The sequence below is a fragment of the Pseudovibrio sp. Alg231-02 genome (assembly GCF_900143565.1).
GTDB lineage: Bacteria > Pseudomonadota > Alphaproteobacteria > Rhizobiales > Stappiaceae > Pseudovibrio.
In genome coordinates this window covers 144,044-170,673 of record NZ_FREX01000001.1, presented here as the reverse complement: position 1 = coordinate 170,673, position 26,630 = coordinate 144,044, and the positions used below count along the sequence as shown (strand labels likewise).

Here is a 26,630-nt window from a genome sequence, read left to right as displayed (position 1 = left end):
ATGTCAGAGCAAACTCTAAGTGATACTGCTGTTGAACCTGCAGTCGAGGTGAAGGAAAACTCCTCCTACACTGCCAAGCCACTGACCCTGATGTGGTGGCGCTTCAAAAAACATAAACTGGCCCTCTGGTCTCTGGGCGTGATCATCCTGCTTTATCTGGTTGCCGCATTCGCTGGCTTTCTGGCGCCGTATGATCCATTCAAGCACAACAGGCTTCACCCGTTCGTTCCGCCGCAGTCCATCCACCTGTTTAGTGAAGATGGAACATTTCAGGGCCCATTCGTTTATGGCCTGAAACGTCAGCGTGACCCAGAAACCGCGCGTCTGTCTTTTGAGGAAGATACCAGCAAGATCAATCGCATTCGGTTCTTTGTCGAAGGTGACAAATACAAGTTCTGGGGTCTCGTCCCAACCAAACTGCGCTTGTTCGGCGTCGAAGGTCGTCGCAACCGGATTTACATCCTGGGGACAGACAAACTCGGTCGTGACCTGTTCTCTCGTCTGGTCTACGGCGCTCGTGTCACACTCTCTGTTGGTTTGATCGGCGTGTTCTTCTCTTTCGTGATCGGCATTACACTCGGCAGTCTGGCAGGTCTCATCGGCGGAACAATTGATACCGTCATCCAGCGTATGGCCGAACTGGTTCGGTCCATTCCAACCATCCCGCTCTGGCTTGGTTTGGCAGCTGCTCTTCCGGTGAATTGGGATCCGATCCTCGTTTATTTGCTCATCACGGTCATTCTGGCATTGATCGGCTGGACCAACCTTGCCCGTGTGGTGCGCGGTCACTTCATGACCATCCGCAATCAGGATTTCGTGCTGGCAGCTCGTCTGTCTGGTGCCTCCAAAACCCGCATCGTGACCCGTCACATGCTGCCATCCATGACGTCCTATGTGATCGCAGCAATCTCATTGGCAATCCCGGAGATGATCCTCGGTGAGACAGCACTCAGCTTCCTTGGTCTGGGTCTGCGTCCTCCGGTCATCAGTTGGGGTGTGCTGCTACAGGATGCTCAGAACCTGCGCTCAATCGCTCTGGCTCCGTGGCTCCTCATTCCTGGCGTAGCGATTGTTGTGACAATCCTTGCTTTCAACTTCCTCGGCGATGGCTTGCGTGATGCTGCCGATCCCTATCAGAAATAAGGAGAACGGATCATGCAGGATGAAACCATTCTCGAAATCACAGATCTCAACATTTGCTTTGAGATGCGTGAGGGAACCGTTAATGCCGTTAATGGCGTCAACTTTTCCGTCAAACCAGGTGAAGTGCTTGGCATCGTAGGCGAAAGCGGCAGCGGAAAGTCCCTGAGTGCCCGCTCCATCATGAACCTGCTGCCCCGCAACGCAACAGTCACCAATGGTTCTGTAAAGTTCCGCAAGAGCGATGGCGAAGTTGTCGATATCCTTGCTGAAAAGCGAGAAAGCCGGAAGATGCGTGAACTGCGTGGCGGCCACGTAGGTATGATTTTTCAGGAGCCTATGACAGCTCTCAGCCCGGTGCATTCCATCGGCAAACAGATCATGACCACGCTAAGCCTGCATACGGACCTTTCCAAAAAGGCGCAGGTAGAACGGGCAGCAGATCTGCTGGCTATGGTGCAAATGCCAAAGCCTATGGAAATGCTCAAAAAGTACCCACATCAGCTCTCTGGCGGCATGCGACAGCGTGCCATGATCGCCATGGCGCTTTCCTGTAACCCAAGCCTGTTGCTGGCTGATGAGCCGACAACCGCGCTGGATGTGACCACAGAAGCGCAGATCCTCGATCTCATCATGTCCTTGCAGGATGAGTTGAATATGGCGGTGATCTTCATCACCCATAACTTCGGTGTGGTAGCAGAAATCGCAGATCGTGTCTCGGTTATGTATCTGGGCAATGCGGTGGAAACGGCTGCCGTGGACGACATTTTCTACAATCCAAAGCACCCGTACACCCGTGCATTGCTGCAATCCATCCCGCGTCTGGATGGGCAAAAGCGTCGCCGTCTGCAAACAATCGAAGGCATGGTGCCTGATCCGTTCAACCTGCCAACAGGCTGCGTGTTCCATACGCGCTGCGCTGAAAAGATGGCAGGCAAATGCACCAGCCAGATCCCTGAGCTGACGTATTTTGAAAACGACCAGATGGCGCGCTGCCATCTCCATCAGGCATAAGGGCGAACTCCCATGACAAACATTCATGTACCTGATGATGCGCTGATCAGCGTTGAAAAACTACAGATGCACTTCCCGATTAAAAAGGGATTCCTGGGCAGAGAGCAGGGTGCAGTCAAAGCCGTAGATGACGTGTCTTTTTACATCAGAAAAGGCGAAACTCTGGGCATTGTGGGTGAAAGTGGTTCCGGTAAATCCACCACCGCACGTGCTTTGCTGCGAGCTTATGAACCGACCGGCGGGAAAATTCGCTTCAAAGATCCAGATGGTGTCTGGCATGACCTGACGCACAAGTCCGAAGCTGAAATGCGTAAGTTGCGCCAGCACATGCAAATGATCTTTCAGGATCCTTATGCATCGCTCAACCCACGTATGACACTGCTGCAATTGGTCAGCGAACCGCTCGTCAACATCGGCGTCACCAACAAGAGCGAACTGGAAGACCGCGTTGCAGATCTGTTGAGCAAAGTGGGCCTGCGCCCTGAGAACATGAGCCGCTATCCGCACGCATTCAGTGGTGGTCAGCGCCAGCGCATCGGCATTGCCCGCGCCTTGGCACTGAACCCGACCTTCATCGCAGCTGATGAATCCGTATCAGCACTGGATGTGTCCATCGCCGCGCAGACCATCAACCTGCTTCAGGACTTGCAAGAGCAGATGGGGCTGACCTATCTCTTCATCACCCATGATCTGAGCATGGTGGAACACATCAGTGATCGTATCGGCGTGATGTATGCTGGACGCTTGGTGGAGGTAGCAGACACAGCCAGCTTCTTTGAACAGCCGCTGCATCCATACTCAGAAGCACTGCTGGCCGCTATCCCAATCCCGGACCCTAAGCGAGCCCGTGCCAAGAAACGTGGCCTCGTGAAAGGGGAGGTAGCCGATCCGGCGAACCTGCCTGTGGGCTGTGCGTTTGCCAGCCGGTGTCCGCATGCATCTGAGCTTTGCCACATGTCCAATCCGGAATTGACTGAAACAGCAGGTGGTCGGTTCGTCCGCTGCCATCACTCTGCTGACCTGAAGCTACAAGGGGCCAACTATGACCAATAAAAACGGAAGCCTCATTGCCTTGAGGCAGGGTCTTCAGGAAACCGACGAACTCAACCTTGCGCGTAAATTTGCGCCAGTGCTGCGACTGGACAGATCAGAACCATGGCGCCCGACCGCTATTGGGTTCACGGTCTTTTATGAGCCAGGCAAGTCTCCAAGTAGCAAGTTCGAGATTGCACCCAAAGCTGACCGTGTCATCGAATACGCGATCTTCTGGGACTATGATATTCAGCATCTTTACGATCTGGAACACATCTGGGTTCATCTGGGTGCAGACGATCAAGTTGTCGCCGTTGAAGCATCTCAGCACGGCAAGCGCGTTGAAATGAAGAACGGTGATGCGCTGCCAATTGAAAATGGCCGCGTCACGCTTTGGGCAGAACCAGGCAAACACGCCCACTTTGCATCCCGTGATGCCATGAAGGAACGCGAAGCTCACACCCGTTACGAGTGCTCGTTGGGGGCGGGGTTACATGGTGTTCATATGGGGAATCCATTCTCGCAAGAGTTTGGTGAGGTCACTCCATATGAACACCGCCTCGCACGCCTGCAAATGCAGCGTTTGGTGATGGAACCATCCTACGGCGAAACTCTGCGCTGGGATTGTGCTGAAGGCGATCTGGTGCCATGGGCTCGTGCGGAAAGCTGGATCCCTGAGCGTGTGAAGCACCTCATCAATGATCTGCGCAAAACCCTCCCGCATTTCAAAGCCATCTTTCTGGATTGTGGTGACACGCTCATCGATGAAGGCACTGAAATCAAAAGGGAAGGCAGTGATGTTGCCTACGGTGCTGAGCTCCTGCCACATGCCCGAGAAGCGCTGAACACGCTGGCTGCCCGCGGCTACCGCCTTGCTCTCGTGGCTGACGGCCCACGCGCAACCTTTGAGAACATTCTGGGTCAGCACGACCTGTGGGGCCATTTCGAAAGCCACACCATTTCAGGTGATGTGGGTGTTCTGAAGCCAGATTACAGAATGTTTGAGTGCGCCATGTCTTCACTCGGCCTGAGCGAAGCAGATGCAGGCAGTATCGTCATGGTTGGCAACAACCTCGAACGTGACATCAAAGGTGCGAACGAAGCAGGTCACAAGAGCATCTTCCATAAGTGGACGCAGCGCAGAAATGTGGTCCCGCAAGACGCCAGTGAAGAGCCTACTCGGATCATCGCTTCGCTTCACGAGCTGGTCAGTTGTATCGAGCAAATCGAGCTTACGCTTACCTGAAGTCCTATAAAAGATACCCCATTTACAAGGAGTGGTTTTGTGCCAAAAACACAATTCCCCTGGCAGATCAAAAAGGGTGAGCCCTTAAGCTATTGGGAGGTCTCTGGGCTGACGGAGACATCCTTTGCTGGCGAGGCAGATACTCTGCCCGACAAGGTGAACTACACCTACATCAACGGTTTTACCGATGTCGGCGACCTCCCATGCCGCATTGCCTTCTGGAATGACATGAAGGGCAGGGATGTTCCGTGTCCGCATGATGTTGAACTGACTGAATCTCGTATCCAGTCGTCACAGTCTGTGTTGGACTTCAGTGGCTTCTGGTTCTGTCCAACCCATCTGCAACGCGTTTTGCGCTGTGTGGTGAACGCACCAGCTACAGGGAACTACCAGTTCTGCGTCCGCACAGCCGGTGGTGTTCGCATCTGGGTGAACGGTGAGCTCGGGTTTGCATTCGAGCCTCTGGTTCGTAATAAGCCGCAGGAAAGCCTTGAAACGCTTGCTTTGTCTGAAGGTGCGAATGAAATCATCGTGCATCTGGAAGACATTGCCGAGCGCGACACGGTTTATTCTCTCGAGCTCCTCTATGAGGGCTCAGAGGAAACTGACGCTGATCTACAAGTCGGCCTCAGTACCACATACGATGCAAAGGCCTTGAGGGTAGCTGAAGCGTTTATCTCCAGCGTCCAACCAGACAAGCTCTATTACTCTGAAGGGCATGTGGAGCTGCAGTTTGAAGGCTCCTTGCCAGAAGACGCTCAGGTCCAAGTTGAAATTCTGCCATTGCTGAAGCCAACACTGGCGGGCAGCAAGGGCACCTATACCTTGCCCAAAGGCGCAAATCGTCTGGTCGGTCCAAGCGTCGATGATCTGGCTCCGGCTACCAACCTCGTGCGGGTCACCTTATTCACCCAAGGCCTTGGTGTTGCACGGGAAGTGGGCGTTGTCTGCCTGAAGGATCTGGAAAAGGGCACTGGCTCAACACTGGAAGAGCGCCGCAATGAGCTTTTAACATCCAGCGCTCAAACAGGCGAAAGCCATCTCTCGCATGCTTTGGCAAAGCTACATGTGGGCATTGATCTGGACACAGCCGAGAAGCTGCTTCTTGAAGCGCTGAGCAAGATTTCCCGCCGCGAAGATTGCGCCGACTTTGCGTTCCTACCGCTACTCTGGATCTGGAAAGATCACGCATGGACAAAGTTCTCAGAGCAAACCTGGCGCCGTGTCCGCTCTACAATTCTCGGCTTCCGCTACTGGTTCGATGAACCGGGCAACGATGCCATGTGGTTCTGGAGTGAAAACCACACGCTCTGCTTCCACGCCTCGCAGTACCTTGCTGGAACCATGTTCCCGGAAGATCTCTTCCTCTGTTCTGGCAGACAAGGTCAACACCAAAAGCAGGTTGGCTATGAGCGGCTGTTGAAGTGGTTTGAAACCGTGGAACGGGACGGACTGGCAGAGTGGAACTCCATCCCATACTACCCGATTGATTTTATCGGCCTGACAGCGCTGTATCATCTGGCACCGGATGCTGACATCCGTGATCGCTCCAAAGCGCTCATGGACTCCATCTTCCAGATGATGGCCCTGCACACCCAGTCCGGCCTTCCTGCGGGTACTATGGGGCGGTGTTACGACAAGGATATCTTCGCAGGCCCGGCAAGTGAACTGGCAACACTTTGCCATTTTGCATGGGGCAACGGGTTTGTGTCCTCCGGCAACTTCGCCTCAACGCTGGTTGCGCTCAGCGACTACGCACCGCCGGAAGAAACCAGCACATATGCGTCGGTACCTGAAGGACGTGCACTGGAAACCAGCTATACGCAGGGTCATGAACATGCAGGCAAACTGAAGCTTTACAAAACTGCGGATGCACAGCTTTCCACCGTCGTAGACCACAAAACCGGGCAACACGGCCACCAGCAGCATGTGCAGGATGTCATGCTTGCAGGCAATCCATACGCTCGGTTCTGGATCAACCATCCAGGTGAAACCCAGGTTTGGGGCAGTGGTCGGCCTTCTTACTGGTCCGGCAACGGAACGCTCCCGCGTGCGGATCAAACGGGCCCGGCGGGTCTGATGATTTTCAATGCCGCCGAAAACGAGGCTGACTTCACCCACCTCTATGCACCTCTGCACATCTGCGATGAGCATGAGCTCACTGGCAACTGGCTCTTTGCTCGTGTCAAAGATGGTTTCACCGCCTTCTACACTGCAAATGGCATGGAGCCACTGCAAACCGGCTGCTTTGCCGGTGTTGAGTTCCGCAGTTCAGGGCGCCGCAATGCATGGGTGAGCGTAACAGGTTCAGCTCAAACCGAAACCTTCGCAGAGTTCAAGGCACGTCTGCTCGCCAGCAACATCAGCTGGAATGCAGAACCCTTGTCCCTGAGCGCTGCAATCAAGGGGCAGGGCAACCTCTCGCTCAATTGGGAAGGCGAGTTGCGCGTCAACGGCAAGCAAAGTGTCTTCGAAAACCTCAGCCCGGTTCCACGCATCGGTCTGAAACGGCTTGATCAGTCCAGCTTAACTCAGGAGGCAGCTCATGTTTGAGACATCCAGGCTTGAAGACGCTCTGGCTCTGACAGCAGATGGCTTCCGCAGTCTGAAGGGCATCAACGATATCCCGTCAGAACTCGACAATGACGGCTCCATTCACTTTGATGAATGGGACTGGGAAGTCGGTGTAGGTCTCTACGGCTTTTACAAGCAGGCTTGCAAGACCGGCGATGAGCGCATGAAGCGCAACCTCGCCAACTGGTATGACATGCAGATCGCCCGCGGTTTGCCACCGCGCCAGATCAACTCAACAGCACCCATGCTCTGCCTTGCTTTGTTGGCTCGTGAAACCAACAACCAGCGCTGGAAGCAGATCGTGACCGATTGGGCTGAGTGGTTGATCAACGATATGCCCAAAACCGTTGATGACGGCTTCCAGCATCTGGTCAAGGAACGCGAGAATGACGGTCAGCTCTGGGATGATACGCTGTTCATGGCAGGCCTGTTCATGGGGGTGGCTGGCGATTGGCTGAACCGCCCGGATTGGGTGGAAGAAGCCTACTACCAGTTCCTTGTCCATGGCCGGTACCTGTCAGATCCGGTGAGCGGCCTTTGGTATCATGGCTGGACCTTCCTGGGGAACCACAACTACGCGCAAGCTTTCTGGGCCCGCGGCAATGCGTGGATCACGATAGCCGTGCCGGAACTGTTTGAGCTGGTCGGTGAACGCTATGGTCCGGCAGCTCGCCAGATTAAAGCGCTCTACCGCCGTCAGGTGGAAGCCTTGCTTCCTCTCCAGTTGGAAGATGGCATGTGGCCAACTCTGTTGGATCAGCCAGACTCTCCACCAGAAACTTCCGCCACCGCAGGCTTTGCTTACGGTCTGCTGCGGGGCGTGAGAACAGGCATCCTGCCGGAAAGCTATTTGCAACCCGCACTCAAGGCCGCCGCTGCGGTTCTACAACGAATTGATGCAGCTGGGATCGTGCAGGAAGTCTCCGATGGCACGGCCATGGGGCATGATTTTGAGTTCTATCGGAACATTCCGAACACTCCCACACCATACGGGCAGGCACTGGCAAGCCTTCTTTTGATTGAACTTCTTGCCGCTGAGGAATTATTGCAAGATGTCGCTTAATACACACCATGTCACTGTCACAGACGGCGAAAAAGACATAACGCAGGCCGTCCAGCAAGCAATTGATGCAGTTCACGCAGCTGGCGGTGGTCAGGTCGTGCTGCCAAGAGGGCAGTGGGTCTCAAAAGCGCTGAAACTCAAGTCTTTTGTTGACTTGCACCTGCCAAACGGTTGTGAACTTTCCTGCTCCACCAACTATGCAGACTATGAAGCAGGCCAAGTCTCTGTCATCGCAGAGGATTCTGATCGCGCCTTCATCACAGCGCGCGATCAGCAAGGCATCTCCATTTCCGGTAGCGGCACCATTCATGGCCACAGTGCAAAATGGTGCGGTCGTGAAGGTCTCTTCGAAGGGACGTTCTGGCCCAAAATGCTACGCCCGCGTATCGTCGTCTTCGAAAACTGCAAAGACATCAGTCTGACTGGCATTTCCATTGTCGAAGCGCCCATGTGGACCATTCACCTGATCGCCTGCCATCAGGTGAAGGCAGAGGGCCTGAGTATTCTTAATGATATGCGCATGCCAAACACCGATGGCATCAACTTCGACAGCTGCACAGACGCGACCATCTTTAACTGCGTGATCCGCGCAGCAGATGATGCCGTCTGCGTGAAAACCTGCCGCAAGGAAGATGAAAGCCTCAATGGGCCGGCAGAGCGGATCATCGTCAGCAACTCCATCCTCTCCTCAAAGTCTTGCGCTCTGAAGATCGGCACGGAAACCTATCAGGATGTGCGCGACGTGCTGTTCACCACGTGCACCATCACAGAATCCAATCGTGCCTTTGGCATCTTCTCGCGGGATGGCGGTGATATCGAACGCATTCGGTTCTCCAACTGTACAGTCCAGTGTGAGCAAACGCCGGACGGGTTCTGGGGCAGTGGAGAGGCCATCACCATCAACGCCTTGCCACGTGTGGCAGGTGATGTCCCTGGCTATGTGCGCGATGTATCTGCTGATGGCATCACGGGCCGGGCGCAAGGGGCAATCAACATTGTGGGGCACGAAACCCAGAAGATCGAGAATGTCTCCCTCAGCAATGTTCAGCTCTCACTGGAGCCGGGCAAGTTCTCGGATGCCTACTATCTGGATCTGCGACCAAGCCCGCATGATGTGAACCTGCTTGATAACCCGGAGCAGGGGCGTCGCAATGCATGGGTCAAGAACGAAGCAGGAGAAATCCTTGGACTTGAGCCATATCCCAACGGATTGCCGGGGCTCTGGCTGGATCATGCCAACAACGTCCGTTGCAATGATGTTGTGATCCACAGACCCGCACCATTGCCGAAAGGCTGGGCAGTGGAAGAGACCGAACTCGGCCACGTCACCAACGTTTGCTTCAGCAAACCTGCAAGTTCTCAAAGTGCTGTTTAGGAAAAAACATATGCTGAATCAGTTTGATTTGAATGGAAAAACCGCAATCGTCACCGGTTGTGATACAGGCCTCGGTCAGGCCATGGCTGTAGGGCTGGCAAAAGCAGGTTGTGATGTGGTCGGCGTCAACTTGGTTGAGCCAAAAGAGACCGTAGGCCTGATTGCTGAAACCGGTCGAAAGTTCTTCGATCTGCGTGCAGACCTGAGCAGCAAGGAAGCTCTGCCGGGCATCGTCGAAGAGGCGATTGCTGCCACAGGTAAAGTCGATATTCTCGTCAATAACGCGGGCATTATCCGCCGCGAGGAGGCTCTGGATTTTTCCGAGGATGACTGGGATGCGGTGATGAACCTCAACATCCGCTCGCTCTTCTTCCTCTCTCAGTTGGTCGCAAAGCAGTTTGTTAAGCAAGGGCACGGTGGCAAAATCATCAACGTGGCGTCCATGCTGTCCTATCAGGGCGGCATTCGTGTCCCGTCTTACACCGCCTCCAAAAGCGCCGTTCTGGGCTTGACCCGCGCGCTGGCAAACGAGTGGGCAAAGCACGGCATCAACGTCAACGCAATCGCGCCGGGTTACATGGCGACCAACAACACCACCGCCTTGCGGGCTGATCCAGACAGAAATCAAGCGATCCTTGAGCGCATCCCGGCAGAACGCTGGGGCGAACCGACAGATGTTGCGGGACCATGCGTCTTCCTCGCCTCTGAGGCAGCCTCGTATGTCAATGGCTTCACCATCGCTGTCGATGGCGGCTGGCTCGCCCGCTAACTGAAACACAAAACCAAAAGCAGATAACGCGCAGTTGAAAAATTGAGCGACTGGAGACCTGCGCTCAATTGCCGAATTTTAGGAGATCACCATGGAAGTCAGACAAGCAATTCACAGCGAGCACGCCAAAACACTGGACACCGAAGGTCTGCGCCGCGAGTTCCTCATTGAAAGCGTCTTCGCTAATGATGAAATAACGATGACCTACAGCCACGTAGACCGCATCATCGTTGGCGGTGTGATGCCGGTGGACACAGAAGTCGTTCTGGAAGCTGACTATGGTAAGAAGCTGGGTGTTTCTTATTTCCTTGAACGCCGTGAGATCGGTTTCATCAATGTGGGTGGTCCGGCTGTCATCACTGTCGATGGTGAAGCCTACAAAGTTGCGCAGGAAGAGGCGCTCTACGTTGGCATGGGTGCAAAGGATGTGTCCTTCAAAAGTGCAGACAAACAGAACCCGGCCAAGCTCTATTACAACTGTGCCCCAGCACATAGAACCTACCCAAACAAGAAAGTGACACTGGCAGAAGCCTCTCCGGTTACTCTGGGCGATGCTGAAAACTGTAATGAGCGCACCATCAACAAGTACTTTGTGCCAGATGTGCTGCCAACCTGTCAGCTGCTCATGGGCATGACCAAGCTGCATCAGGGGTCCATCTGGAACACCATGCCAGCTCACACCCATGATCGTCGTATGGAAGTGTATTTCTACTTCAATATGAAGGACGATGCCGCTGTGGTGCATATGATGGGTGAACCGCAGGAAACCCGCCACTTGTTCGTTCACAACGAGCAGGCAGTAATCTCCCCAAGCTGGTCCATCCATAGCGGTGTTGGCACCCAGTCCTACACCTTCATTTGGGGCATGACTGGCGAAAATCAGGAGTTCACCGACATGGACCACATCGCGGTTCCTGATTTGAAGTAAACAACCACTGCTCTTCGATATGACACAAGCCTCGCTCTGAAAAGGAGCGGGGCTTTTTGCTTGGCTGCAGGACCTCGGGTTTAATATCCCCAAGATCTAATTAGGAAAAAATAGGTGCAAATTGTCTCAGTTGTGGGGCAGGTGCCTTCTGTCAGCCCGTTCCAAAGGGCCAGAGTGCATCCGCAATAAATCCATATAACCTCTGATATTTTTGCGATTCAGCGCCGCAGAGAAAAGATGACGGTCTTTCAGTATGCCTGAATTGAACTGGAAAGATTCCAGAAGTTGACTCGCGCAAACGTTTGCGCAAACGGTTGCGTAACCCATGCGCGCCTGCTAACGTCTCTTCAATCGAGACAACGCGGAGGAACAGCTGCAATGAAGAAGGGCGTACTTTTAAACGCTCCGGTCTCTACCATAATCTCTCACATGGGCCATGGGGATGGCTTGTGTGTAGGAGATGCCGGGCTCCCAATTTCCAAGGATGTTGAACGCATCGACCTTGCAATTACAAAAGGCCTGCCGGGCATGCTGGAAACGGCAAGCGCGATCACAGCTGAGATGCAGGTAGAGCGGGTTGTCATTGCTGAAGAGCTGATTGAACACCAGCCAGCTTATCACTTGCGCCTGCGTTCACTCATTGCCGAAATCGCAAAGTGTCAGGGCAACAGCGTAGAGACCACAACTGTCTCTCATGAGGAATTCAAGGCATTAACTGGTAAATGCCGGGCGGTGGTGCGCACGGGAGAATGCACGCCCTACGCCAATGTGATTTTTTATTCAGGCGTAACGTTCTGAGGGAAATCTGAGATAATTCGGGCTTTGGGAGAGGACACCCAGTGACAACCCTTCTTGAACTTCAGGGAATTGAAAAATCCTTCTCCGGGATCAACGTGCTCAAATCCGTTGATCTGACGATCCGGGCTGGGCGCGTTGTGGCGCTGGCCGGTGAAAACGGAGCCGGTAAATCAACCCTGATGAAAATTATATCGGGCATCTATCAGCGCGATGCAGGCACGGTGATCTACAAGGGCAATGAGGTCAAATTCACCACGGCACGTCAGTCCATGGATGCCGGAATTGGCATTATTCACCAAGAGCTTAACCTGCTGCCTGAACTGTCCGTTGCCGAGAACATCTATCTGGGCCGGGAACCCACCAAACTGGGCAAAATCCAGTGGGATGTGATCGAGCGGGAAAGCAAAAAATACCTCGCTCAGTTGAAACAGGATATCGATCCTAAAACGCCACTGGGCAAGCTCTCCATTGCACAGCAGCAAATGGTCGAGATCGCCAAAGCGCTCTCGCTGAACGCTGAAGTGATCATCATGGATGAGCCAACCGACGCGCTCACCGATATTGAGACAGCAATCCTGTTTGAAGTCGTGGACGAGCTGCGGGCGCAAGGCAAAGGTCTCGTGTTCATCTCACACCGTTTGGGTGAAATCTTCCAGATGTGTGATGACATCGCCATCCTGCGCGATGGTGAGATGATTCATCAGGGGCCAGTCTCCGAGATTACTGAGGACGATCTGATCCGCCATATGGTGGGCCGGGAACTTTCCGATCAATATCCTTTCGTTCCAGCCGCTCCGGGTGATGTGCGCATCGAGGTTGAGAAACTGACGGCGCACGGCGCAAAAGAGATCTCCTTCACAGCCAACGCTGGTGAAGTTGTCGGGTTCGCAGGCCTTGTTGGAGCAGGGCGCACAGAGCTTGCCAAGGCAATCTTTGGCGCAAACCCAATCGACAGTGGCACAGTCAAGATCGACGGCAAAGAAATCCGCCTTAAATCACCACAGGATGGTGTCAAGGCGCAGATTGGCTACGTCACTGAAGACCGCAAGCAGGAAGGTCTCGTCCAGTCACAGGAGTTGAGCACCAACATGTCCCTCACAGGGCTGGGCCGGTTCTGCAATGTGCTCGGGTTCGTCAACAAAGCCTCTGAAGCAGTCACCATCAGCGAGTACATCGAAGCGTTCGCCATCAAGACCAGAGATGCAAACACCATCATCTCCAATCTGTCAGGTGGTAACCAGCAAAAGGTTTCCATCGCCAAGTCATTGGTGCCGGAACCAAAGGTCCTCATTCTTGATGAGCCCACGCGCGGCGTGGATGTAGGCGCAAAACGCGAAATCTACACGCTCATCAACAAGCTGAAGGCAGAGGGTCTTTGCATCCTGCTGATCTCCTCCGACATGCCAGAGCTTCTGGGTATCTCTGATCGCATCCACGTCTTGTCCAGCGGCAAGTTGACCGGATCGTTCTCACGAGCCGAAGCCACTCAAGAAAACATTATGCGCTGCGCCGTTGCTGGCCAAACGAACGGGTAAAACAGATGAAGCTCAACGACTTTATCAGTGAAAATAAGTCTCTGATTGGCCTGATCATCCTGATGGCCGCAGTGTCCTTCGCCAATGCCAACTTCCTTGGCATCGACAACATGCTCAACATCCTGCGTCAGACCTCGATCAACGCAGTCATCGCCATGGGCATGACCTTTGTGATCCTGACAGCGGGCATCGATCTGGCGGTTGGCTCTATTCTGGCCTTCGCTGGTGCCATCTGCGCAAGTCTCATTGGCATGGATACGCCGCTCATCATTGCACTGATCGCCACCATTATGGTTGGCGCGGGCCTTGGTGCAACAAGTGGCGTAATTATCAGCTACTTCAACGTTCAGCCGTTCATCGCAACACTGGTTGGCATGACCATGATCCGCGGCGCGACGCTGGTTTATACGCAAGGCCGCCCAATCTCTACGGGTTACTTTGATGTGGCTGAAAGCTTCTACCAGTTCGGCGGCGGCTACATTCTTGGCATTCCGAACCCGGTGATCCTGATGGTGGTCATCTTCGCGCTCTGCTGGTTCGTTCTCAGCCAGACCCGTTTCGGTCGTTACGTTTACGCCATTGGCGGCAATGAAAACGTGGCCCGTCTGTCCGGTATCAATGTCAAAAAAGTCAAAATTCTTGTCTACGCCCTCAGCGGAGCGCTCGCCGCACTGGCAGGCATCATCCTGACAGCTCGCCTTGAATCTGCTCAGCCGACTGCTGGTCTGGGATACGAGCTCGATGCAATCGCAGCTGTGGTTCTCGGCGGCACAAGCCTTGCTGGCGGTAAGGGGCGGATCTTTGGCACCATCATCGGTGCCCTCATTATCGGTGTATTGAATAACGCACTGAATATTATGGATGTTTCATCCTACTACCAGATGATCGCGAAAGGTGCGGTTATCCTTCTGGCGGTTGTCGTCGACAGCCGTGGCAAATCAAACGCGTGAGCAATCAAACTGAACCTCGGGAGGTTTCTATGAAAAAACTAGTAAGTTTGGCAGCAGGTGCTGCTCTTCTTCTCGGCTCCACAGCAGTATCAATGGCACAGGACACACTGGCTCTGGTCGTGTCCACCCTGAACAACCCGTTCTTTGTGACCTTGAAAGAAGGTGCTGAAGCACGCGCAAATGAGCTTGGCTATAAGATTGTTGTTCTCGACAGCCAGAACGATCCTGCAAAAGAACTGGCAAACGTGGAAGATGTGCTGAGCAAGAACGTTTCGATCCTGCTCATCAACCCAACTGACTCTGACGCTGTTTCCAGCTCCATCCGCGCTGCAAACCGCAAAAACGTACCAGTGGTCACTCTGGACCGTGGTGCAGCACGCGGCAAAGTTGAATCCCACGTGGCATCTGACAACATCCTTGGCGGCGAAATGGCTGGTGAGCTAATCGTTGAAACCCTGCGCGGCAGCGGTAAGATTGTTGAGCTGGAAGGTGTTCCAGGAACATCTGCTGCACGTGATCGCGGCACAGGCTTCAAAAAAGCAATGCACGGCGCCTCCGGTATTGTACTGGTTGCAGTTCAGCCAGCAGACTTCGACCGCACCAAAGGCCTGAACGTGATGGAAAACATCCTGCAGGCACAGCCAGAAATCAATGCAGTATTTGCGCACAACGATGAAATGGCTCTGGGCGCAATCAAGGCAATTGAAGCGGCCAACCGCGACATCCTCGTTGTTGGCTTTGACGGCACCGACGACGGCGTAAAAGCTGTTGAAGAAGGTACAATGCTGGCAACTGTTGCGCAGCAAGCTGGCATGATTGGTTCCATCGGCGTCGACACTGCGGACAAAGTCCTCAAAGGTGAAAAAGTTGATGCGTATACCCCAGTTGCGCTGAAGCTTGTTACCAAGTAAGTGCAAGTAATCTGAATAAGATCGGGTTTGGCGTAAGCGCCAGACCCGACCCTTAAAACCGGAGCGGAAATGGTCAGTATCAAGGATGTTGCACAAGCTGCGGGGGTATCCGCATCTACAGTGTCTCACGTGATCAATGAGACGCGCTATGTTGCACCCCTGACCAAACAAAAAGTCGAGGAAGTTATTCAGGCTCTCGGCTTCCAGCCAAGCATGATGGCGCGCGCGCTCAAGGTAAAGCGCACCAACATCATCGGTATGCTGGTTTCAAGCAGCTCCAACCCTTTCTTTGCTGACGTTGTGCGCGGTGTCGAAGAGGGGTGCTACCAACACAATTTCAGTCTTATCCTGTGCAATTCAGGTCATCAGTCCGACAGGCAGCTGGCAAACCTCAACACCTTGCTTCAGCGCCGCATTGATGCCCTCATGGTGATGACCACCAAGACAGACCCGGCGCTGTACAAGCAAATCAGCAAGCTCGGCAAACTGCCCAAAGCCATTCTGGATTCCGCCCCGCACCCAAACGCCTGCACTTTGCAGGATGACTCCGTACTGGGCGGCAGATTGGCTACAGAACACCTGATCAAGCGCGGCCTGACCAAAATCGGCTGTCTTATGGGGCCGGAAGATCATCCCCGTTCTATTGAACGCTACATAGGTTTTGAAAATGCCATGAACGCTGCCGGGTTGCCGGTAGAAAGCAAGTGGCAAGCCGCAGGCCTTCTCACCGCATCCAGCGGGTATGAGGGCATGAAGCAGATATTGGACGCCGATAGCCAGCCCGAAGCCATTTTTGCCTTTAACGATTTGATGGCAATGGGGGCGTACCGCGCCATTCACGAACGTGGCCTGCGCATTCCAGAGGATATCTCCGTCATCGGCTATGATGATGTCGAGTACGCCTCCTACATGGCGCCAGCGCTCACAACCATCAAACAGCCCAGCTTCGAGCTTGGGTTGAGCGCTGCAGAAGCGCTGATCAATCATCTGGAAGAAAAGACAGAGATGCCGCCAGTTATCCAATTGGTGCCTGAACTGATCGTCCGCAGCTCTGTTGTTAACTAGGAAGTATTCATGTCCATCGTCATTGTCGGTTCCATCAATGTTGATATCACAACCCGTTCTGACCGGCTGCCACAGCCGGGCGAAACGCTGCATGGACACAGCTACGCCATCAACCTGGGCGGCAAAGGCTGCAATCAGGCCGTTGCAGCATCAAAGCTGGGTGGTGATGCACAACTGGTAGGCCGCATCGGTAAAGACGGGTTTGGCGACATCGCAGCCCAGCACCTGAAAGACATGGGCGTTTCAACCGAGCATGTGCATTTGGATGAAAACCACGGCACCGGCATCGCTGTGATCGGTGTGGACGCAAATTCCGAAAACAGCATCACCGTGATTGGTGGCGCAAATCTTGCTGTTGATGAAAGCGATCTGGAACGCACATCAGATGTGCTGAAGAACGCTAAAATCATGCTGATGCAACTGGAAGTTCCGGTCGCAACGTGCCTGAGTGCCGCTAAAAAAGTTCGCGCGTCAGGCGGAAAAGTGATCTTTGATCCTGCACCAGCACCCGTCGATGGTCTGCCGGAAGGTTTCCTGCAAAACGTAGATGTTGTAACGCCCAACGAGACAGAAACCGAAATCCTCACTGGTTTCCGCCCATCCAATGCAGAAGAAGCAGCCCATGCTGCAAACCTGCTGCGTGAACAGGGCGTTGCGGCCGCCGTTGTGAAACTCGGCGCGCGCGGCGTTTACTTCAAGGATGAGACAAGTGAAGGCTTTGTCGAACCATTCAAGGTGAATGCGATTGACACAGTCGCAGCAGGAGATTGCTTCAACGGTGGTCTGGCGTATGCGCTGGACAGCGGCAAATCTCTGGCTGAAGCAGTCCGTTTCGCAGCAGCGTGCGGTGCACTCTCCACCACCAAACATGGTGCAGCCACATCCGCGCCAACACTGGCTGAAGTCGAAGCTCTGATGGGTGCATAGAGCGCGTTCCATTTGATTGAATTCAATCAAATGACAAGAATTCGCTATGCTCTAAGGCCTTTCAGAACAGCAAAGTTGGGGTTGGCAGCCTTTTCGCAACCCCAACTGAGTACATCCTAAACAGGTATTTAGCCGCGACCGCGATAGGTCGGCACGCCCTGTTCTGGAATCCAGACGCCTTTTGGCTCTTCACCGGTCTGGTAGAACACATCAATCGGAATACCACCGCGCGGATACCAGTAACCGCCAATACGCAGCCAGATCGGGTTTAACGTGTCAACAAGACGCTTACCGATGGACACAGTGCAATCTTCGTGGAACGCACCGTGGTTGCGGAAGGATGTCAGGAACAGTTTCAAAGATTTGCTCTCAACCAGCCACTGGTCCGGCACATAATCAATCACCAGATGAGCAAAATCCGGCTGATTGGTGATCGGGCACAGGGAGGTGAACTCTGGTGCTGTAAAGCGAATTGCATAAGGCGTGCCCTGCTGCGGGTTTGGAACACGCTCCAGAACCGCTTCTTCAGGGGACTGCGGCTGAACAGTATCACCGCCCAGCATGGTCAGATTTTTATAGATATCGTCGTTGCTCATTGTTCTCTCGAATTCTTCGTTCTCATGCATTTCCGTCATCAAAGGCTGATCACCAGCTTGCCGGAATATGCTTTAAACACCGCGCTTGTTGCCCCACAGCAGCACATGCAGCTGTGGCAGAATGCGTGGCTTGAACCATTGGTCGGAAACAGTTTTGTCCACCAACCAGTGCATGCGATCCATGATGCCGTCCATGTCAATGGTCGCATCATCATCCTCAGGTGGAGGAGGGGTATGGTTCCCCGGTTGCAGGTACATTGGCAGATAAGGGTAGCGTTCACCTACGTCCTTGGCCCAGTCGTAATCGACATCATCAAACACAACCACTTTGATCACACAGGTGGCCGAGTTGAGGGCTGCATCCAGACAGGCATCGAACTTGTCCCAATTGACAGTTTCGCCAGAGGAAGGCGGCTTCGGGCTCAGCACCAGCGTGTCCAGATCCGCAAACCAGTCCCGTGCAACTGATCCCTGCGTCTCGATCGCGAATTTGTAACCCTTCGCTTTACCGAGTGAGATTACTTGCGAAAAGTCCTGAATAGCAGGGTTGCCGCCAGAAAGGGAAACCGTGATCGGTTGATGACTGGACAGTTCCTCAATCTTGTGCCAGACGTCCGCACTGTCCATCTGATCCCAGGTATGACGATAAGCGCTGTCCACCGCATGCAATGTATCACACCAGCTGCAACGATAATCACAGCCGCCAGCGCGCACAAACACGGTCGGTTCACCAATCAAAGCACCTTCGCCCTGAATGGTTGGCCCAAAGATCTCACTGATACTGAGTTTGCTCATGGCCGATATTCCGCCCATGTTTTCGGCGTTTCACTCACACGCACAGCGCAGGTCTCCACCCAGTGCCCTTTGCAGAACTCGTAGATGGTCTTGGCGAGATACTCAGAGGTGACCTGATCGTGTCCGAACACCTCATTGAGGTGGCGATGATCCAGCTCATCATCAATGAAACGCTTGAGCGGCTTCAACTCAGTGAAGTCCACCACAAAACCGTGTTCATCCAGATCCTTGCTGGCAAGTTCAATCACCACAATGTAGTTGTGGCCATGCAGGCGCGCACAGGGATGTCCCTCCGGCATTTCGCAGAGTTGATGCGACGCCGAGAAGTGAAATTCCTTGGTGATTTTGTACATTATTGTTCCGCTCGTTCCACCACGGATTTCCAGTAGTCGGGATCCGCGTATTCTGTTGGGTCCTCAACACCTGCCAGATCAAAGGCTTCTCGCCGTTCGACACAGGTGCCGCACCGCCCGCAATGTTTCTCTCCGCCTTTGTAGCAGGACCACGTGTCCTCAAACGGCACGTTGATCCGGGCACCTTCTTCAACGATGGCACCTTTGGAGATTTCTACAAATGGCGTGTAAAGGCTCACATTGGCATAGCCGTCCAGAGCCAGCTTCTGCATGGCTTCAAAGCTTTTGATAAAGCCAGGGCGACAGTCCGGGTAGATGAAATGATCACCCCCATGAACGGCCGCAGCCACAGCATCGGCCTGCTGAGCAGCCGCAATGCCAAAGCCGATAGACAGCATGATTGCGTTTCGGTTGGGAACCACAGTGACCTTCATGTTCTCTTCGGCATAATGGCCATCGGGAACATCAACATCATCGGTTAGAGCGGAGCCGCTTAAATGCGCTCCTATCTGGCTCATGTCCAGAATATGATGTGGCACACCAAGCTGCTTTGCAGCATGCGCTGCATAGTCCAGCTCTTTTTTGTGCCGTTGGCCATAGTCAAAAGAGACGAGGCCGAGCAATTCGTTTTCACGCGCAACCTTGTAGGCAAGCGTGACCGAATCCAATCCGCCTGAGCAGATTACGATAGTCTTCATAAGGTTTAGTCCTTGTTTTCGCTGTTGCCGGGTAGGCTGCGACCGGCACTCATTGCTGAGCAAATCGGTAACTACCAGACTAAAACCTCAAGGAAAAGGACTAATTCACCCTCTGCATACATCTCATGGATAACCTGCTGAGTATAAGCGCAAATCACACTTTAAAGTTGCGTGTAATGTGCCCTGCGACCACATGCGGTGCCGCAGGGTTCGTATGCATCAGGACGCGAGGGTCAGCAGTTTAACTTCAAGCTGCACCAGAACGGGCCTCAGGACATTGATGTCATTGTCCAGTTCGCTGAAGGGATGCCGCCTGTAAAGCTTGATCGCCTTGTCGCTGTCGAGCCGTGCCAGCAAGGGCCGCACAAGGCGTAACGCCTCTTCGCGGGCCTTCTTGCGCTCTGTCAGTGATTTCTTGCTGTCACCGATGACCTGCGCATATGATCGCAGTTCACCTGGTATAATTGGCTTTGATACGCAGGTGGTGAACCGCTTCAAACTGCCCGTATTGACGTAATCTTCGCCAGCTTCTTGCTGGCTGGCAACACCAGTGATGAAGTCGCCTTCAGCAAACGCCTTTGCAGATTCCATACGCGTGATAGCTTTCTCTGCGGCTTTAACGACATCCTTGGCGATGTCTTCTCTAAAGCCTGTCAGCTCGCCGCGCATGGCATCATACATGCCCTTTAGCTCTTTCAGCCGGTCCATGTTTTCATCATAAGAGGAGTTTACTGCGCATTCCTGCTCAAGCAGCTTTACCTCTGTCAGTAGATCTTTGAAACGGGTCGGATCGAAAGTGGCCTCGTCAATACGGGGGAAGCCCTTCAAAAGTGCCTTTGCACCTTTCCAGCTCTTGGACTTCGCGGTGAGCATTTCCAGCTCATCCTTCATAGGGCCAGAGGTTTCATTGAATTTGCCCTTGGCAACCTTGCGGTCAATCTCAAGCTGAACACCATTTTTGTAGTCTTCTTCGATTTTCTCAAAGAACTCATCCCGCTCAGGGGTGGTGACAGGTCCATCCACATCCTCGCCAAGCAGCGCTACACGAGCTCTCAGCTCTTCAACATACTTGTCCGCTTTAATCTTGACGGTATTCACCTGTGAGATGGCTTCTTTCACATCATCAACAGTGGCAGCGTTATGAGCGGTGACTTTCGCCTGTTTCAGTTCCAGCTCCAGCTCACCGTGATAGACTTTCTCCTGCTTGGGTTGCCAGATCTTCTTGAATCTCATGGCGAGTTCAGGGCGGGCTTTACCCAGCCTGGCAAGCAAGCCTGGAATTTCCTTGAATATCTTCTCAATCGGTTCCAGCTTCACCTCAAAGACCTCTCTGAAGGCGAGGGATTCCTCGAGCTGTCTCAGGAGTGGATGAAATCGTGTACCTTCCAGCTTGTTGCACCGACCGAGAGCCTTGTTGATGTTCATAGCCGGTGCTTGTTCGCGTAAGAGACGGATATCCTCTTCAAGGTTCATCTTGGCTTCAACGTAATAAATCGCTTTCTTGCCGGATTTGGTGGTTGCAACTTTATCAAGCATCTTCTGCGTGCGTGTTTGAAGGTCATCATATCCGGTTGGATTAGAGTTAATGCCTTCCAGAATGTCTTCTGTCTTGATGAACTCTTCAAGTGCAATGGCTTCCATACCTGTCACACCCGATAACCGCATTTCATCTAAAAACTCAAAAGATTCCAAAAGTTTGTTGATCGTCGCACGGGGAACAGCCTTAACATCCTTGCCGCCGGGTCGCTTCGGCATTGTTGCCATGACATCTTTATCCAGCCCTTCAGTATCAACAGCGCGAGCACGGGCTTCAGTCTTGCTTTCTTTGGTAACCACCTGATGGTCTGCATCAAACACAACAAACTTCTCAAGTTGTTTTCGATAGGCCTGGGTGCGTACATCCAGATGTTTCTCGGCCCATTCCTCTTGTTTGATCCACCTTTCACGGCGTTCAGCCTTTGCCTTCAGACTCGCGATAACGCGCAGGGTTGATGAGAGGTCGCGGGAACTTTCACTTTGATAGTCACGGAGTTCTTCAAGCGTATCTGCAGCAGCAGTTGTTGGCTGCGCCATGGTCATGCTTTCGCACAGGGTCTCAATATATTTGGCTGTGCTGCGCAGTTCCGGCAGAGCTTTTTTACAGGCCTCCGCATCAGACATAAGCTCAGTCCAGCGCGCATCGGATGGCCGAGACACCGCATCCTGATACTGGTTCATCTCAATGAGAAGGCTTGTTCCCAACCCAGTATAACCAGCGTCCTGCAAATTAAAGATGATCTCCTTCACCTTCTTAACATCCTGACCAATCAGAACCTGATCTTCGTTACTGACATAGGTTGCTGGATGCACTTGGGCATCTCGAAGAAGGTTTTTCATGTCTTTGAGCTTGCGTTCCACCTCAGCTAATGTCACTTCGCAAGCAGCAAAGTTGTAAACACCGCTTTGAATCAGGGCTTTGTCTAAAAGCATCCCAACCAGCTCATTAGCGGTTGTGAAAGCTTGTTTCTCCATATTCAAGCCCGTGAAGATCTGAACTTCCAGAAAAAGCTCTTCTTTTTGCAACCTGAAAGCCGCGATCTGGTCGCTGATCACCTTGCCGAAGGTCCTGTCAGGAGTATCAGGCATATCGATCATTTCAAGGGGATTGTTATCGAGTAAGGTCAGCTCTTCTTTAAGTTCATAAACTCGCTCAATATTCTCAAATGCCAATGTAGAAGCTGCATCACTTCGTACTTGCAGCTCAGCTTGACGACGGTCATCTTCATCCATTCGGGCTGTTGCCTGTGCAAGCTCTTCCCGTTCCCGTTCCCGTTCTGCTTCATAAACTTCGCCAAATGCATCTGCCCAGGTTGGAAGCATTTCGCCCCATAGCTTATAGATTTGCTGAGCCCAGGTTTCCTCGCTCTGGTTCATTTGGTCTTCTGCAGGAATAGGACTGGTGTCAGTGCCAGTATCGGTATTTTGATTTCCGGGCATCGGAGGTTCACTCACCTTAATTATGAGAGGTACTCAAACAGGAAAACCAGCGGGCAGACGCACATGGCATCTCCGCAAGGCTCCACTCCAACAAGTCGTCGCGCGCACGCGCACCAGATTGTTATGACGGACCCAGATGAAATATGCGTTGTGATAAATGGTTCGGTTTTCTCTTATTCTTGATCTAATTCTGCGGCCCACAGCAACAAGGAGGAACCGTAAACACCACGCCAGACTTTCTTAGGACAACAGCGTATAATCTGAGCACAATCCAAGCCTGCGTGAGAAGGAATGTCCTCATGAAAGCAATGGTTCTGACCGAAATTGGAAAGCCACTTGTCTTGCAGGAACGTGCTGCGCCACCAACACCGCGCGCCGGCGAAATCCTGATTGAGGTTGAAGCCTGCGCAGTTTGCCGGACAGACCTTCACGTCGTGGATGGCGACCTGACGAAACCAAAGCTCCCGCTCATTCCCGGTCATGAAATTGTCGGCAGGGTGCGCGCATGTGGGGCAGGTGTTGATGACCTCACAATCGGCACAAGAGTAGGCATTCCATGGCTTGGACATACATGCGGCTGTTGTTCATTTTGTCAAAGCCATCAGGAAAATCTCTGCGATCATCCCATATTCACGGGTTACACACGCGATGGCGGCTTTGCAACGCACACCATCGCAGATCGTCACTTTGCGTTTGAGTTGGACGACAAAGCCGATCCGGTATCCCTTGCTCCACTTTTGTGTGCCGGATTGATTGGCTGGCGCTCTTTAAAGAAGGCTGGCAAAGGCAAAAAGATAGGCATCTACGGCTTTGGCGCCGCTGCTCACATCATCGCGCAAGTCTGCATCTGGCAAGGTCGTGATGTTTACGCCTTCACCAGGTCAGGTGACACGCAGGCGCAGAACTTCGCAAGAGAGCTTGGAGCCACTTGGGCAGGCAGTTCTGAAGACCAGCCACCCGAAAAACTCGATGCGGCCATCATTTTCGCCCCCGTGGGTCCACTTGTTCCAACAGCGCTGAGCGCTCTGCGCAAAGGTGGGCGCGTGGTGTGCGGAGGCATTCATATGAGCGACATCCCGCAAATGCCCTATGCATTGGTGTGGGAGGAGCGGGAGGTTGTTTCCGTTGCCAACCTGACCCGCGAAGACGGGCTGGAGTTCTTTCCCCTCGCCAAAAAAGCAGGCGTACAAACTCACTGCATTCCCTACAAACTGGAACAGGCCAATCAGGCACTGGAAGATTTACGCAAGGGACGGCTATCCGGTGCAGCTGTCCTCGTGCCGTAACACGAAGAACAACTGCCACCGGCCAAATCAAACAGGATCAGGCTTGGTGCCCGCCTGCATAACCGCTGCGTTTTGCGGCGGACCAGCCTTTCAAGCTACCCTCTGCCGGTTTGAAGATCTCGACAAGAAGCGGATAGCACGGCGTATTGTCATCAGAGTGACTGCTGCCGCAATCACCACCCGGACAGGTAGAAAGCGCGCCCAGAAGATCGATCTCCGCAAAGAACTCAATAAAATCACCCGGACGAACAGGGCTGGCTTTCATAAAGTACTGGTGGGTATCGCGGGTAAAGCCCGTGCACATGAAAACATTCATCACATCATGCACATGAGGCTCAGCACCATCTATGGAAAGACCTTTCGCATCTGCCAGTGCGCGGGTCAGGTTGGAGTGGCAACAATGGTTGTAATCCACGTTCTTGAGCATGTGGTTGGTGTAAGGGTCGCAGCGTGTCCCAATCACATCATGGACGCCCGCGCCATCCTCATCCCAACCGTACCAGTCCAGCGTATCCTGTGTAATCGTCGCCATAGGACGCAGATACGGCATGGTGCTCCAGAGCCGGTCTCCGGTTGAAAGGTGCGAGGCGTGCAGCTGACGGGTCTTGCCGCTGAAAAACCGCTCATTAATGTCATTGGCATTCCACAAGTTGAGATCGCCAACCTGCGGGCCTTCAACGCTCACAATCCGGAAAAAGTGACCAGCAGGCACCTTGAAATGACCGCCATCACGAGGTGGCACCACAACTTCGTCGATCTTCTCCAGACTCTCCTTTGCCTGCTGATAAAGCTCAGCGTTATAGGCAGGCAAATGATCTACTTCGTAACAAACAATAGGAGACTTGGAGCGACGATCTTCGGAAGGAGCAGGAATGTCGGTCGTAATCGAGCGGGAGGCGATTTTTGTCATGAGCCAATGATCCTAAAAAGAGCAGAATTATTGGTTCTGATTGAACCCTCCAAATCTCAATTAATATATTGATTTAATTTCACTGATCCCTTCAGTCCCGGCACCTTTTGAAGGCACCATGAAGCCAGACAGTTAAACCTTGCATCTGGCTTGAAAGAGCGGATCGCCGCACCGCCAGGCAATGCAGCGATCCTCATGTTGGCCAAGCTCTACTTGGCCGGGGCGAACTTGCCGGAATGCCGGTTAACTTGCTGAAGCAGAAACTTAAACAGTTTTCGGAAACCAAGGCCGGAGCGCATCTGGAATTCTTCATAATGAAACAAGCGCATCGGGTACTTCAGGACTTTCAGATCCCGTATCAACGCTTTGCGCATAACTTCCGGACCACAAAACGCAATTGGCATCACATCAAAGAATTTTCCCTGCAGGATTTTCAGCAACCGCGCGTCGATGTACTCGCCCATGTCAGACTCAAAGTACTGTACATGAAGGTTCGGCAGACGGCTTTGCAGCGCGTCCAGCTCCTCCTCAAACGGGTTCTCCAACCGGTTACGGACGCCATAGTAAAGGTAGAACTGTCCGGTCTCATCACCCCTCAAAGTCTGCGCCCACGACAGGAAAGGTGTGATCCCGACACCGCCCGCAATCCAGATCTGGTCCCGATTGGAAGCAATTGGGCGGAACCCGCCATATCCCTTGCTGATCTGAGCTTTTGTGCCGACCTGAAGCTCGTGCACACGAGATGTGTAATCACCCAGCGCAGAAATGCAGAACCGCAGTCTTCCGTCTTCGCGCGGCGCAGATGCAATCGTGTAAGGATGCACTTCGCCCATGCCCTCCTGATCAAAGGAGAGGTAAGCAAACTGACCGGCATCATGAGAAATTGGCTTGCCTTCAGGTTTCAGTGTCACACTGGTGATGCGCCCGTAAATCTGAACATCTTCTACCTCATAGGTCTTTGTGCGCCCGGCCATGCCTTTGTAAGTCAGGTACAAGAAGGACGCGACACCGGCAAAACAGAAGAAGGCGACGTAAAGACCAAGCGGATCACTCCAGGAAAACACGTTGGGGATCATCAGGAAATGCGCAGCAGCAAGGGCGAAGAAAATCCCGATCAAACGGTGGGTCCAGCGCCAGATATTATAGGGGATGAAAGTCGCCAGAGAACCAAGGCCGAGGATTAAAATACCATTATACCCGATCTCGCCCAGCTCTTTCGCCAGTCCATCCGTATCGCCGCTTGAAAGCGTATCTGCATCAATGCTTTCATGCAGGAAAGCAGCAGCAATTGCGAAAATAGCCAGCCATTTATGCAAGACATATACGCGATCCAGCGGGCCAAACAGAGCCTCAACGCCTTTCATCCGTGTGGCCATCACCTGAACCAGCCCCATGAAGATCAGTGAGACCATGCCAAAATACTGGCTCAGCAAAGCACCTGAGTCTGCTTGGCTACCAAACTGGGAGAAAATCAAAAGGGGGACTAGGATGCTGGCGATAATGAAGGTCAGGCCAATCGGTTTCATTCCGGTGCGCTCATCTGAGTTAACGATGCGCACTCAGATGAAACTCTGGCTATGAAAGGTGAGTGGCACCGTTGGGGGGCATCGCACACCATTCATAATCAGATCACCCCAAATGAAGCTACAGATGCAGCCTCGGAGTAGGTTTCAATCTGAGTGCTTCCCC

The 26,630-nt window shown here is 53.2% G+C and carries 23 protein-coding genes; 16 read left to right on the top strand and 7 right to left on the bottom strand.

All coding sequences use genetic code 11. The features are described 5' to 3' along the window. The 15 genes from DHN43_RS00595 to rbsK all read left to right on the top strand — a co-directional run bounded on the left by DHN43_RS00595 (nt 1) and on the right by rbsK (nt 17,327). Nucleotides 1–1,143, top strand: a complete 1,143-nt coding sequence (locus DHN43_RS00595; protein ID WP_063288545.1) for an ABC transporter permease — start codon at nt 1–3, stop codon at nt 1,141–1,143. A gap of 12 nt (nt 1,144–1,155) precedes the next feature. Continuing rightward, nucleotides 1,156–2,154: an ABC transporter ATP-binding protein gene (locus DHN43_RS00590; protein ID WP_108817401.1), complete on the top strand. Its 999-nt coding sequence runs from the start codon at nt 1,156–1,158 to the stop codon at nt 2,152–2,154. A 12-nt stretch (nt 2,155–2,166) separates the two neighbouring features. After that, entirely contained in the window at nt 2,167–3,207 is a 1,041-nt protein-coding gene (locus DHN43_RS00585; RefSeq protein ID WP_108817400.1) for an ABC transporter ATP-binding protein, read from the top strand. After that, nucleotides 3,197–4,432, top strand: a complete 1,236-nt coding sequence (locus DHN43_RS00580) for an HAD family hydrolase (protein WP_108817399.1) — start codon at nt 3,197–3,199, stop codon at nt 4,430–4,432. The genes DHN43_RS00585 and DHN43_RS00580 overlap by 11 nt, the downstream gene beginning before the upstream one ends. Before the next feature lie 39 nt (nt 4,433–4,471). Beyond that, on the top strand, nt 4,472–6,985 hold the full coding sequence (locus DHN43_RS00575; protein ID WP_108817398.1) for a hypothetical protein: 2,514 nt from the start codon (nt 4,472–4,474) through the stop codon (nt 6,983–6,985). Next, nucleotides 6,978–8,069 (top strand): beta-galactosidase BglB, encoded by a 1,092-nt coding sequence (bglB, locus tag DHN43_RS00570; RefSeq protein ID WP_108817397.1) that lies wholly within the window; start codon nt 6,978–6,980, stop codon nt 8,067–8,069. Before DHN43_RS00575 ends, bglB begins: the two co-directional genes overlap by 8 nt. Next, complete coding sequence (locus DHN43_RS00565; RefSeq protein ID WP_108817396.1) at nt 8,059–9,444, top strand: glycoside hydrolase family 28 protein; 1,386 nt, start codon at nt 8,059–8,061, stop codon at nt 9,442–9,444. Before bglB ends, DHN43_RS00565 begins: the two co-directional genes overlap by 11 nt. A 10-nt stretch (nt 9,445–9,454) precedes the next feature. Then, entirely contained in the window at nt 9,455–10,213 is a 759-nt protein-coding gene (kduD, locus tag DHN43_RS00560; RefSeq protein ID WP_108817395.1) for a 2-dehydro-3-deoxy-D-gluconate 5-dehydrogenase KduD, read from the top strand. Nucleotides 10,214–10,304: 91 nt separating this feature from the next. Further along, nucleotides 10,305–11,141, top strand: coding sequence for a 5-dehydro-4-deoxy-D-glucuronate isomerase (gene kduI / locus DHN43_RS00555; protein ID WP_108817394.1), 837 nt, complete (start codon nt 10,305–10,307; stop codon nt 11,139–11,141). Nucleotides 11,142–11,519: 378 nt separating this feature from the next. Continuing rightward, nucleotides 11,520–11,939 carry a D-ribose pyranase gene (gene rbsD / locus DHN43_RS00550; protein WP_108817393.1) on the top strand — a complete coding sequence of 140 codons (420 nt, stop codon included), beginning with the start codon at nt 11,520–11,522 and terminating at the stop codon, nt 11,937–11,939. A gap of 41 nt (nt 11,940–11,980) precedes the next feature. Beyond that, the gene (locus DHN43_RS00545; protein WP_108817392.1) at nt 11,981–13,474 is read left to right on the top strand and encodes a sugar ABC transporter ATP-binding protein; all 1,494 of its coding nucleotides are present in this window, start codon (nt 11,981–11,983) and stop codon (nt 13,472–13,474) included. 5 nt (nt 13,475–13,479) lie between these two features. Continuing rightward, the gene (rbsC, locus tag DHN43_RS00540) at nt 13,480–14,424 is read left to right on the top strand and encodes a ribose ABC transporter permease (protein WP_057465239.1); all 945 of its coding nucleotides are present in this window, start codon (nt 13,480–13,482) and stop codon (nt 14,422–14,424) included. A 29-nt stretch (nt 14,425–14,453) separates the two neighbouring features. After that, complete coding sequence (gene rbsB / locus DHN43_RS00535) at nt 14,454–15,335, top strand: ribose ABC transporter substrate-binding protein RbsB (RefSeq protein ID WP_108817391.1); 882 nt, start codon at nt 14,454–14,456, stop codon at nt 15,333–15,335. A gap of 69 nt (nt 15,336–15,404) precedes the next feature. After that, nucleotides 15,405–16,400 carry a LacI family DNA-binding transcriptional regulator gene (locus DHN43_RS00530; RefSeq protein ID WP_108817390.1) on the top strand — a complete coding sequence of 332 codons (996 nt, stop codon included), beginning with the start codon at nt 15,405–15,407 and terminating at the stop codon, nt 16,398–16,400. Nucleotides 16,401–16,409: 9 nt separating this feature from the next. Then, a complete protein-coding gene (rbsK, locus tag DHN43_RS00525) occupies nt 16,410–17,327 on the top strand; it encodes a ribokinase (RefSeq protein ID WP_108817389.1) in 918 nt (305 codons plus the stop codon). Nucleotides 17,328–17,455: 128 nt separating this feature from the next. On the opposite strand, the gene queF is transcribed toward rbsK, so the two are convergent. The 5 genes from queF to DHN43_RS00500 form a co-directional block, all read right to left on the bottom strand. Continuing rightward, entirely contained in the window at nt 17,456–17,923 is a 468-nt protein-coding gene (queF, locus tag DHN43_RS00520; RefSeq protein WP_057465235.1) for a preQ(1) synthase, read from the bottom strand. A 72-nt stretch (nt 17,924–17,995) separates the two neighbouring features. Next, nucleotides 17,996–18,736, bottom strand: coding sequence for a 7-carboxy-7-deazaguanine synthase QueE (queE, locus tag DHN43_RS00515; RefSeq protein WP_108817388.1), 741 nt, complete (start codon nt 18,734–18,736; stop codon nt 17,996–17,998). Then, nucleotides 18,715–19,071 carry a 6-carboxytetrahydropterin synthase QueD gene (queD, locus tag DHN43_RS00510; RefSeq protein ID WP_063291963.1) on the bottom strand — a complete coding sequence of 119 codons (357 nt, stop codon included), beginning with the start codon at nt 19,069–19,071 and terminating at the stop codon, nt 18,715–18,717. The genes queE and queD overlap by 22 nt, the downstream gene beginning before the upstream one ends. Then, entirely contained in the window at nt 19,071–19,769 is a 699-nt protein-coding gene (queC, locus tag DHN43_RS00505; RefSeq protein WP_108817387.1) for a 7-cyano-7-deazaguanine synthase QueC, read from the bottom strand. The genes queD and queC overlap by 1 nt, the downstream gene beginning before the upstream one ends. A gap of 219 nt (nt 19,770–19,988) precedes the next feature. Next, nucleotides 19,989–22,745 carry a hypothetical protein gene (locus DHN43_RS00500; protein WP_108817386.1) on the bottom strand — a complete coding sequence of 919 codons (2,757 nt, stop codon included), beginning with the start codon at nt 22,743–22,745 and terminating at the stop codon, nt 19,989–19,991. A 299-nt stretch (nt 22,746–23,044) separates the two neighbouring features. Between DHN43_RS00500 and DHN43_RS00495 the strand changes: the two genes are divergently transcribed. Further along, the gene (locus DHN43_RS00495; RefSeq protein ID WP_108817385.1) at nt 23,045–24,031 is read left to right on the top strand and encodes a zinc-dependent alcohol dehydrogenase family protein; all 987 of its coding nucleotides are present in this window, start codon (nt 23,045–23,047) and stop codon (nt 24,029–24,031) included. A 37-nt stretch (nt 24,032–24,068) separates the two neighbouring features. Here DHN43_RS00495 and DHN43_RS00490 read toward each other — a convergent pair whose 3' ends face one another. After that, the gene (locus tag DHN43_RS00490; RefSeq protein WP_063296795.1) at nt 24,069–24,941 is read right to left on the bottom strand and encodes an urea carboxylase-associated family protein; all 873 of its coding nucleotides are present in this window, start codon (nt 24,939–24,941) and stop codon (nt 24,069–24,071) included. Nucleotides 24,942–25,150: 209 nt separating this feature from the next. After that, nucleotides 25,151–26,467, bottom strand: coding sequence for a ferredoxin reductase family protein (locus tag DHN43_RS00485; RefSeq protein ID WP_108817384.1), 1,317 nt, complete (start codon nt 26,465–26,467; stop codon nt 25,151–25,153). Nucleotides 26,468–26,630: the final 163 nt, after the last annotated feature.

What these genes read in the sequence shown, in the direction of transcription:
- bglB (WP_108817397.1), top strand. Translation starts at nt 6,978, where the DNA reads ATGTTTGAGACATCCAGGCTTGAAGACGCTCTGGCTCTGACAGCAGAT.
- DHN43_RS00595 (WP_063288545.1), top strand. Translation starts at nt 1, where the DNA reads ATGTCAGAGCAAACTCTAAGTGATACTGCTGTTGAACCTGCAGTCGAG.
- rbsB (WP_108817391.1), top strand. Translation starts at nt 14,454, where the DNA reads ATGAAAAAACTAGTAAGTTTGGCAGCAGGTGCTGCTCTTCTTCTCGGC.
- DHN43_RS00565 (WP_108817396.1), top strand. Translation starts at nt 8,059, where the DNA reads ATGTCGCTTAATACACACCATGTCACTGTCACAGACGGCGAAAAAGAC.
- DHN43_RS00485 (WP_108817384.1), bottom strand. Translation starts at nt 26,467, where the DNA reads ATGAAACCGATTGGCCTGACCTTCATTATCGCCAGCATCCTAGTCCCC.
- DHN43_RS00495 (WP_108817385.1), top strand. Translation starts at nt 23,045, where the DNA reads ATGAAAGCAATGGTTCTGACCGAAATTGGAAAGCCACTTGTCTTGCAG.
- kduD (WP_108817395.1), top strand. Translation starts at nt 9,455, where the DNA reads ATGCTGAATCAGTTTGATTTGAATGGAAAAACCGCAATCGTCACCGGT.
- rbsD (WP_108817393.1), top strand. Translation starts at nt 11,520, where the DNA reads ATGAAGAAGGGCGTACTTTTAAACGCTCCGGTCTCTACCATAATCTCT.
- queC (WP_108817387.1), bottom strand. Translation starts at nt 19,769, where the DNA reads ATGAAGACTATCGTAATCTGCTCAGGCGGATTGGATTCGGTCACGCTT.
- queE (WP_108817388.1), bottom strand. Translation starts at nt 18,736, where the DNA reads ATGGGCGGAATATCGGCCATGAGCAAACTCAGTATCAGTGAGATCTTT.
- DHN43_RS00530 (WP_108817390.1), top strand. Translation starts at nt 15,405, where the DNA reads ATGGTCAGTATCAAGGATGTTGCACAAGCTGCGGGGGTATCCGCATCT.
- DHN43_RS00580 (WP_108817399.1), top strand. Translation starts at nt 3,197, where the DNA reads ATGACCAATAAAAACGGAAGCCTCATTGCCTTGAGGCAGGGTCTTCAG.
- DHN43_RS00590 (WP_108817401.1), top strand. Translation starts at nt 1,156, where the DNA reads ATGCAGGATGAAACCATTCTCGAAATCACAGATCTCAACATTTGCTTT.
- kduI (WP_108817394.1), top strand. Translation starts at nt 10,305, where the DNA reads ATGGAAGTCAGACAAGCAATTCACAGCGAGCACGCCAAAACACTGGAC.
- DHN43_RS00500 (WP_108817386.1), bottom strand. Translation starts at nt 22,745, where the DNA reads ATGCCCGGAAATCAAAATACCGATACTGGCACTGACACCAGTCCTATT.
- DHN43_RS00490 (WP_063296795.1), bottom strand. Translation starts at nt 24,941, where the DNA reads ATGACAAAAATCGCCTCCCGCTCGATTACGACCGACATTCCTGCTCCT.
- rbsC (WP_057465239.1), top strand. Translation starts at nt 13,480, where the DNA reads ATGAAGCTCAACGACTTTATCAGTGAAAATAAGTCTCTGATTGGCCTG.
- queF (WP_057465235.1), bottom strand. Translation starts at nt 17,923, where the DNA reads ATGAGCAACGACGATATCTATAAAAATCTGACCATGCTGGGCGGTGAT.
- DHN43_RS00585 (WP_108817400.1), top strand. Translation starts at nt 2,167, where the DNA reads ATGACAAACATTCATGTACCTGATGATGCGCTGATCAGCGTTGAAAAA.
- queD (WP_063291963.1), bottom strand. Translation starts at nt 19,071, where the DNA reads ATGTACAAAATCACCAAGGAATTTCACTTCTCGGCGTCGCATCAACTC.
- rbsK (WP_108817389.1), top strand. Translation starts at nt 16,410, where the DNA reads ATGTCCATCGTCATTGTCGGTTCCATCAATGTTGATATCACAACCCGT.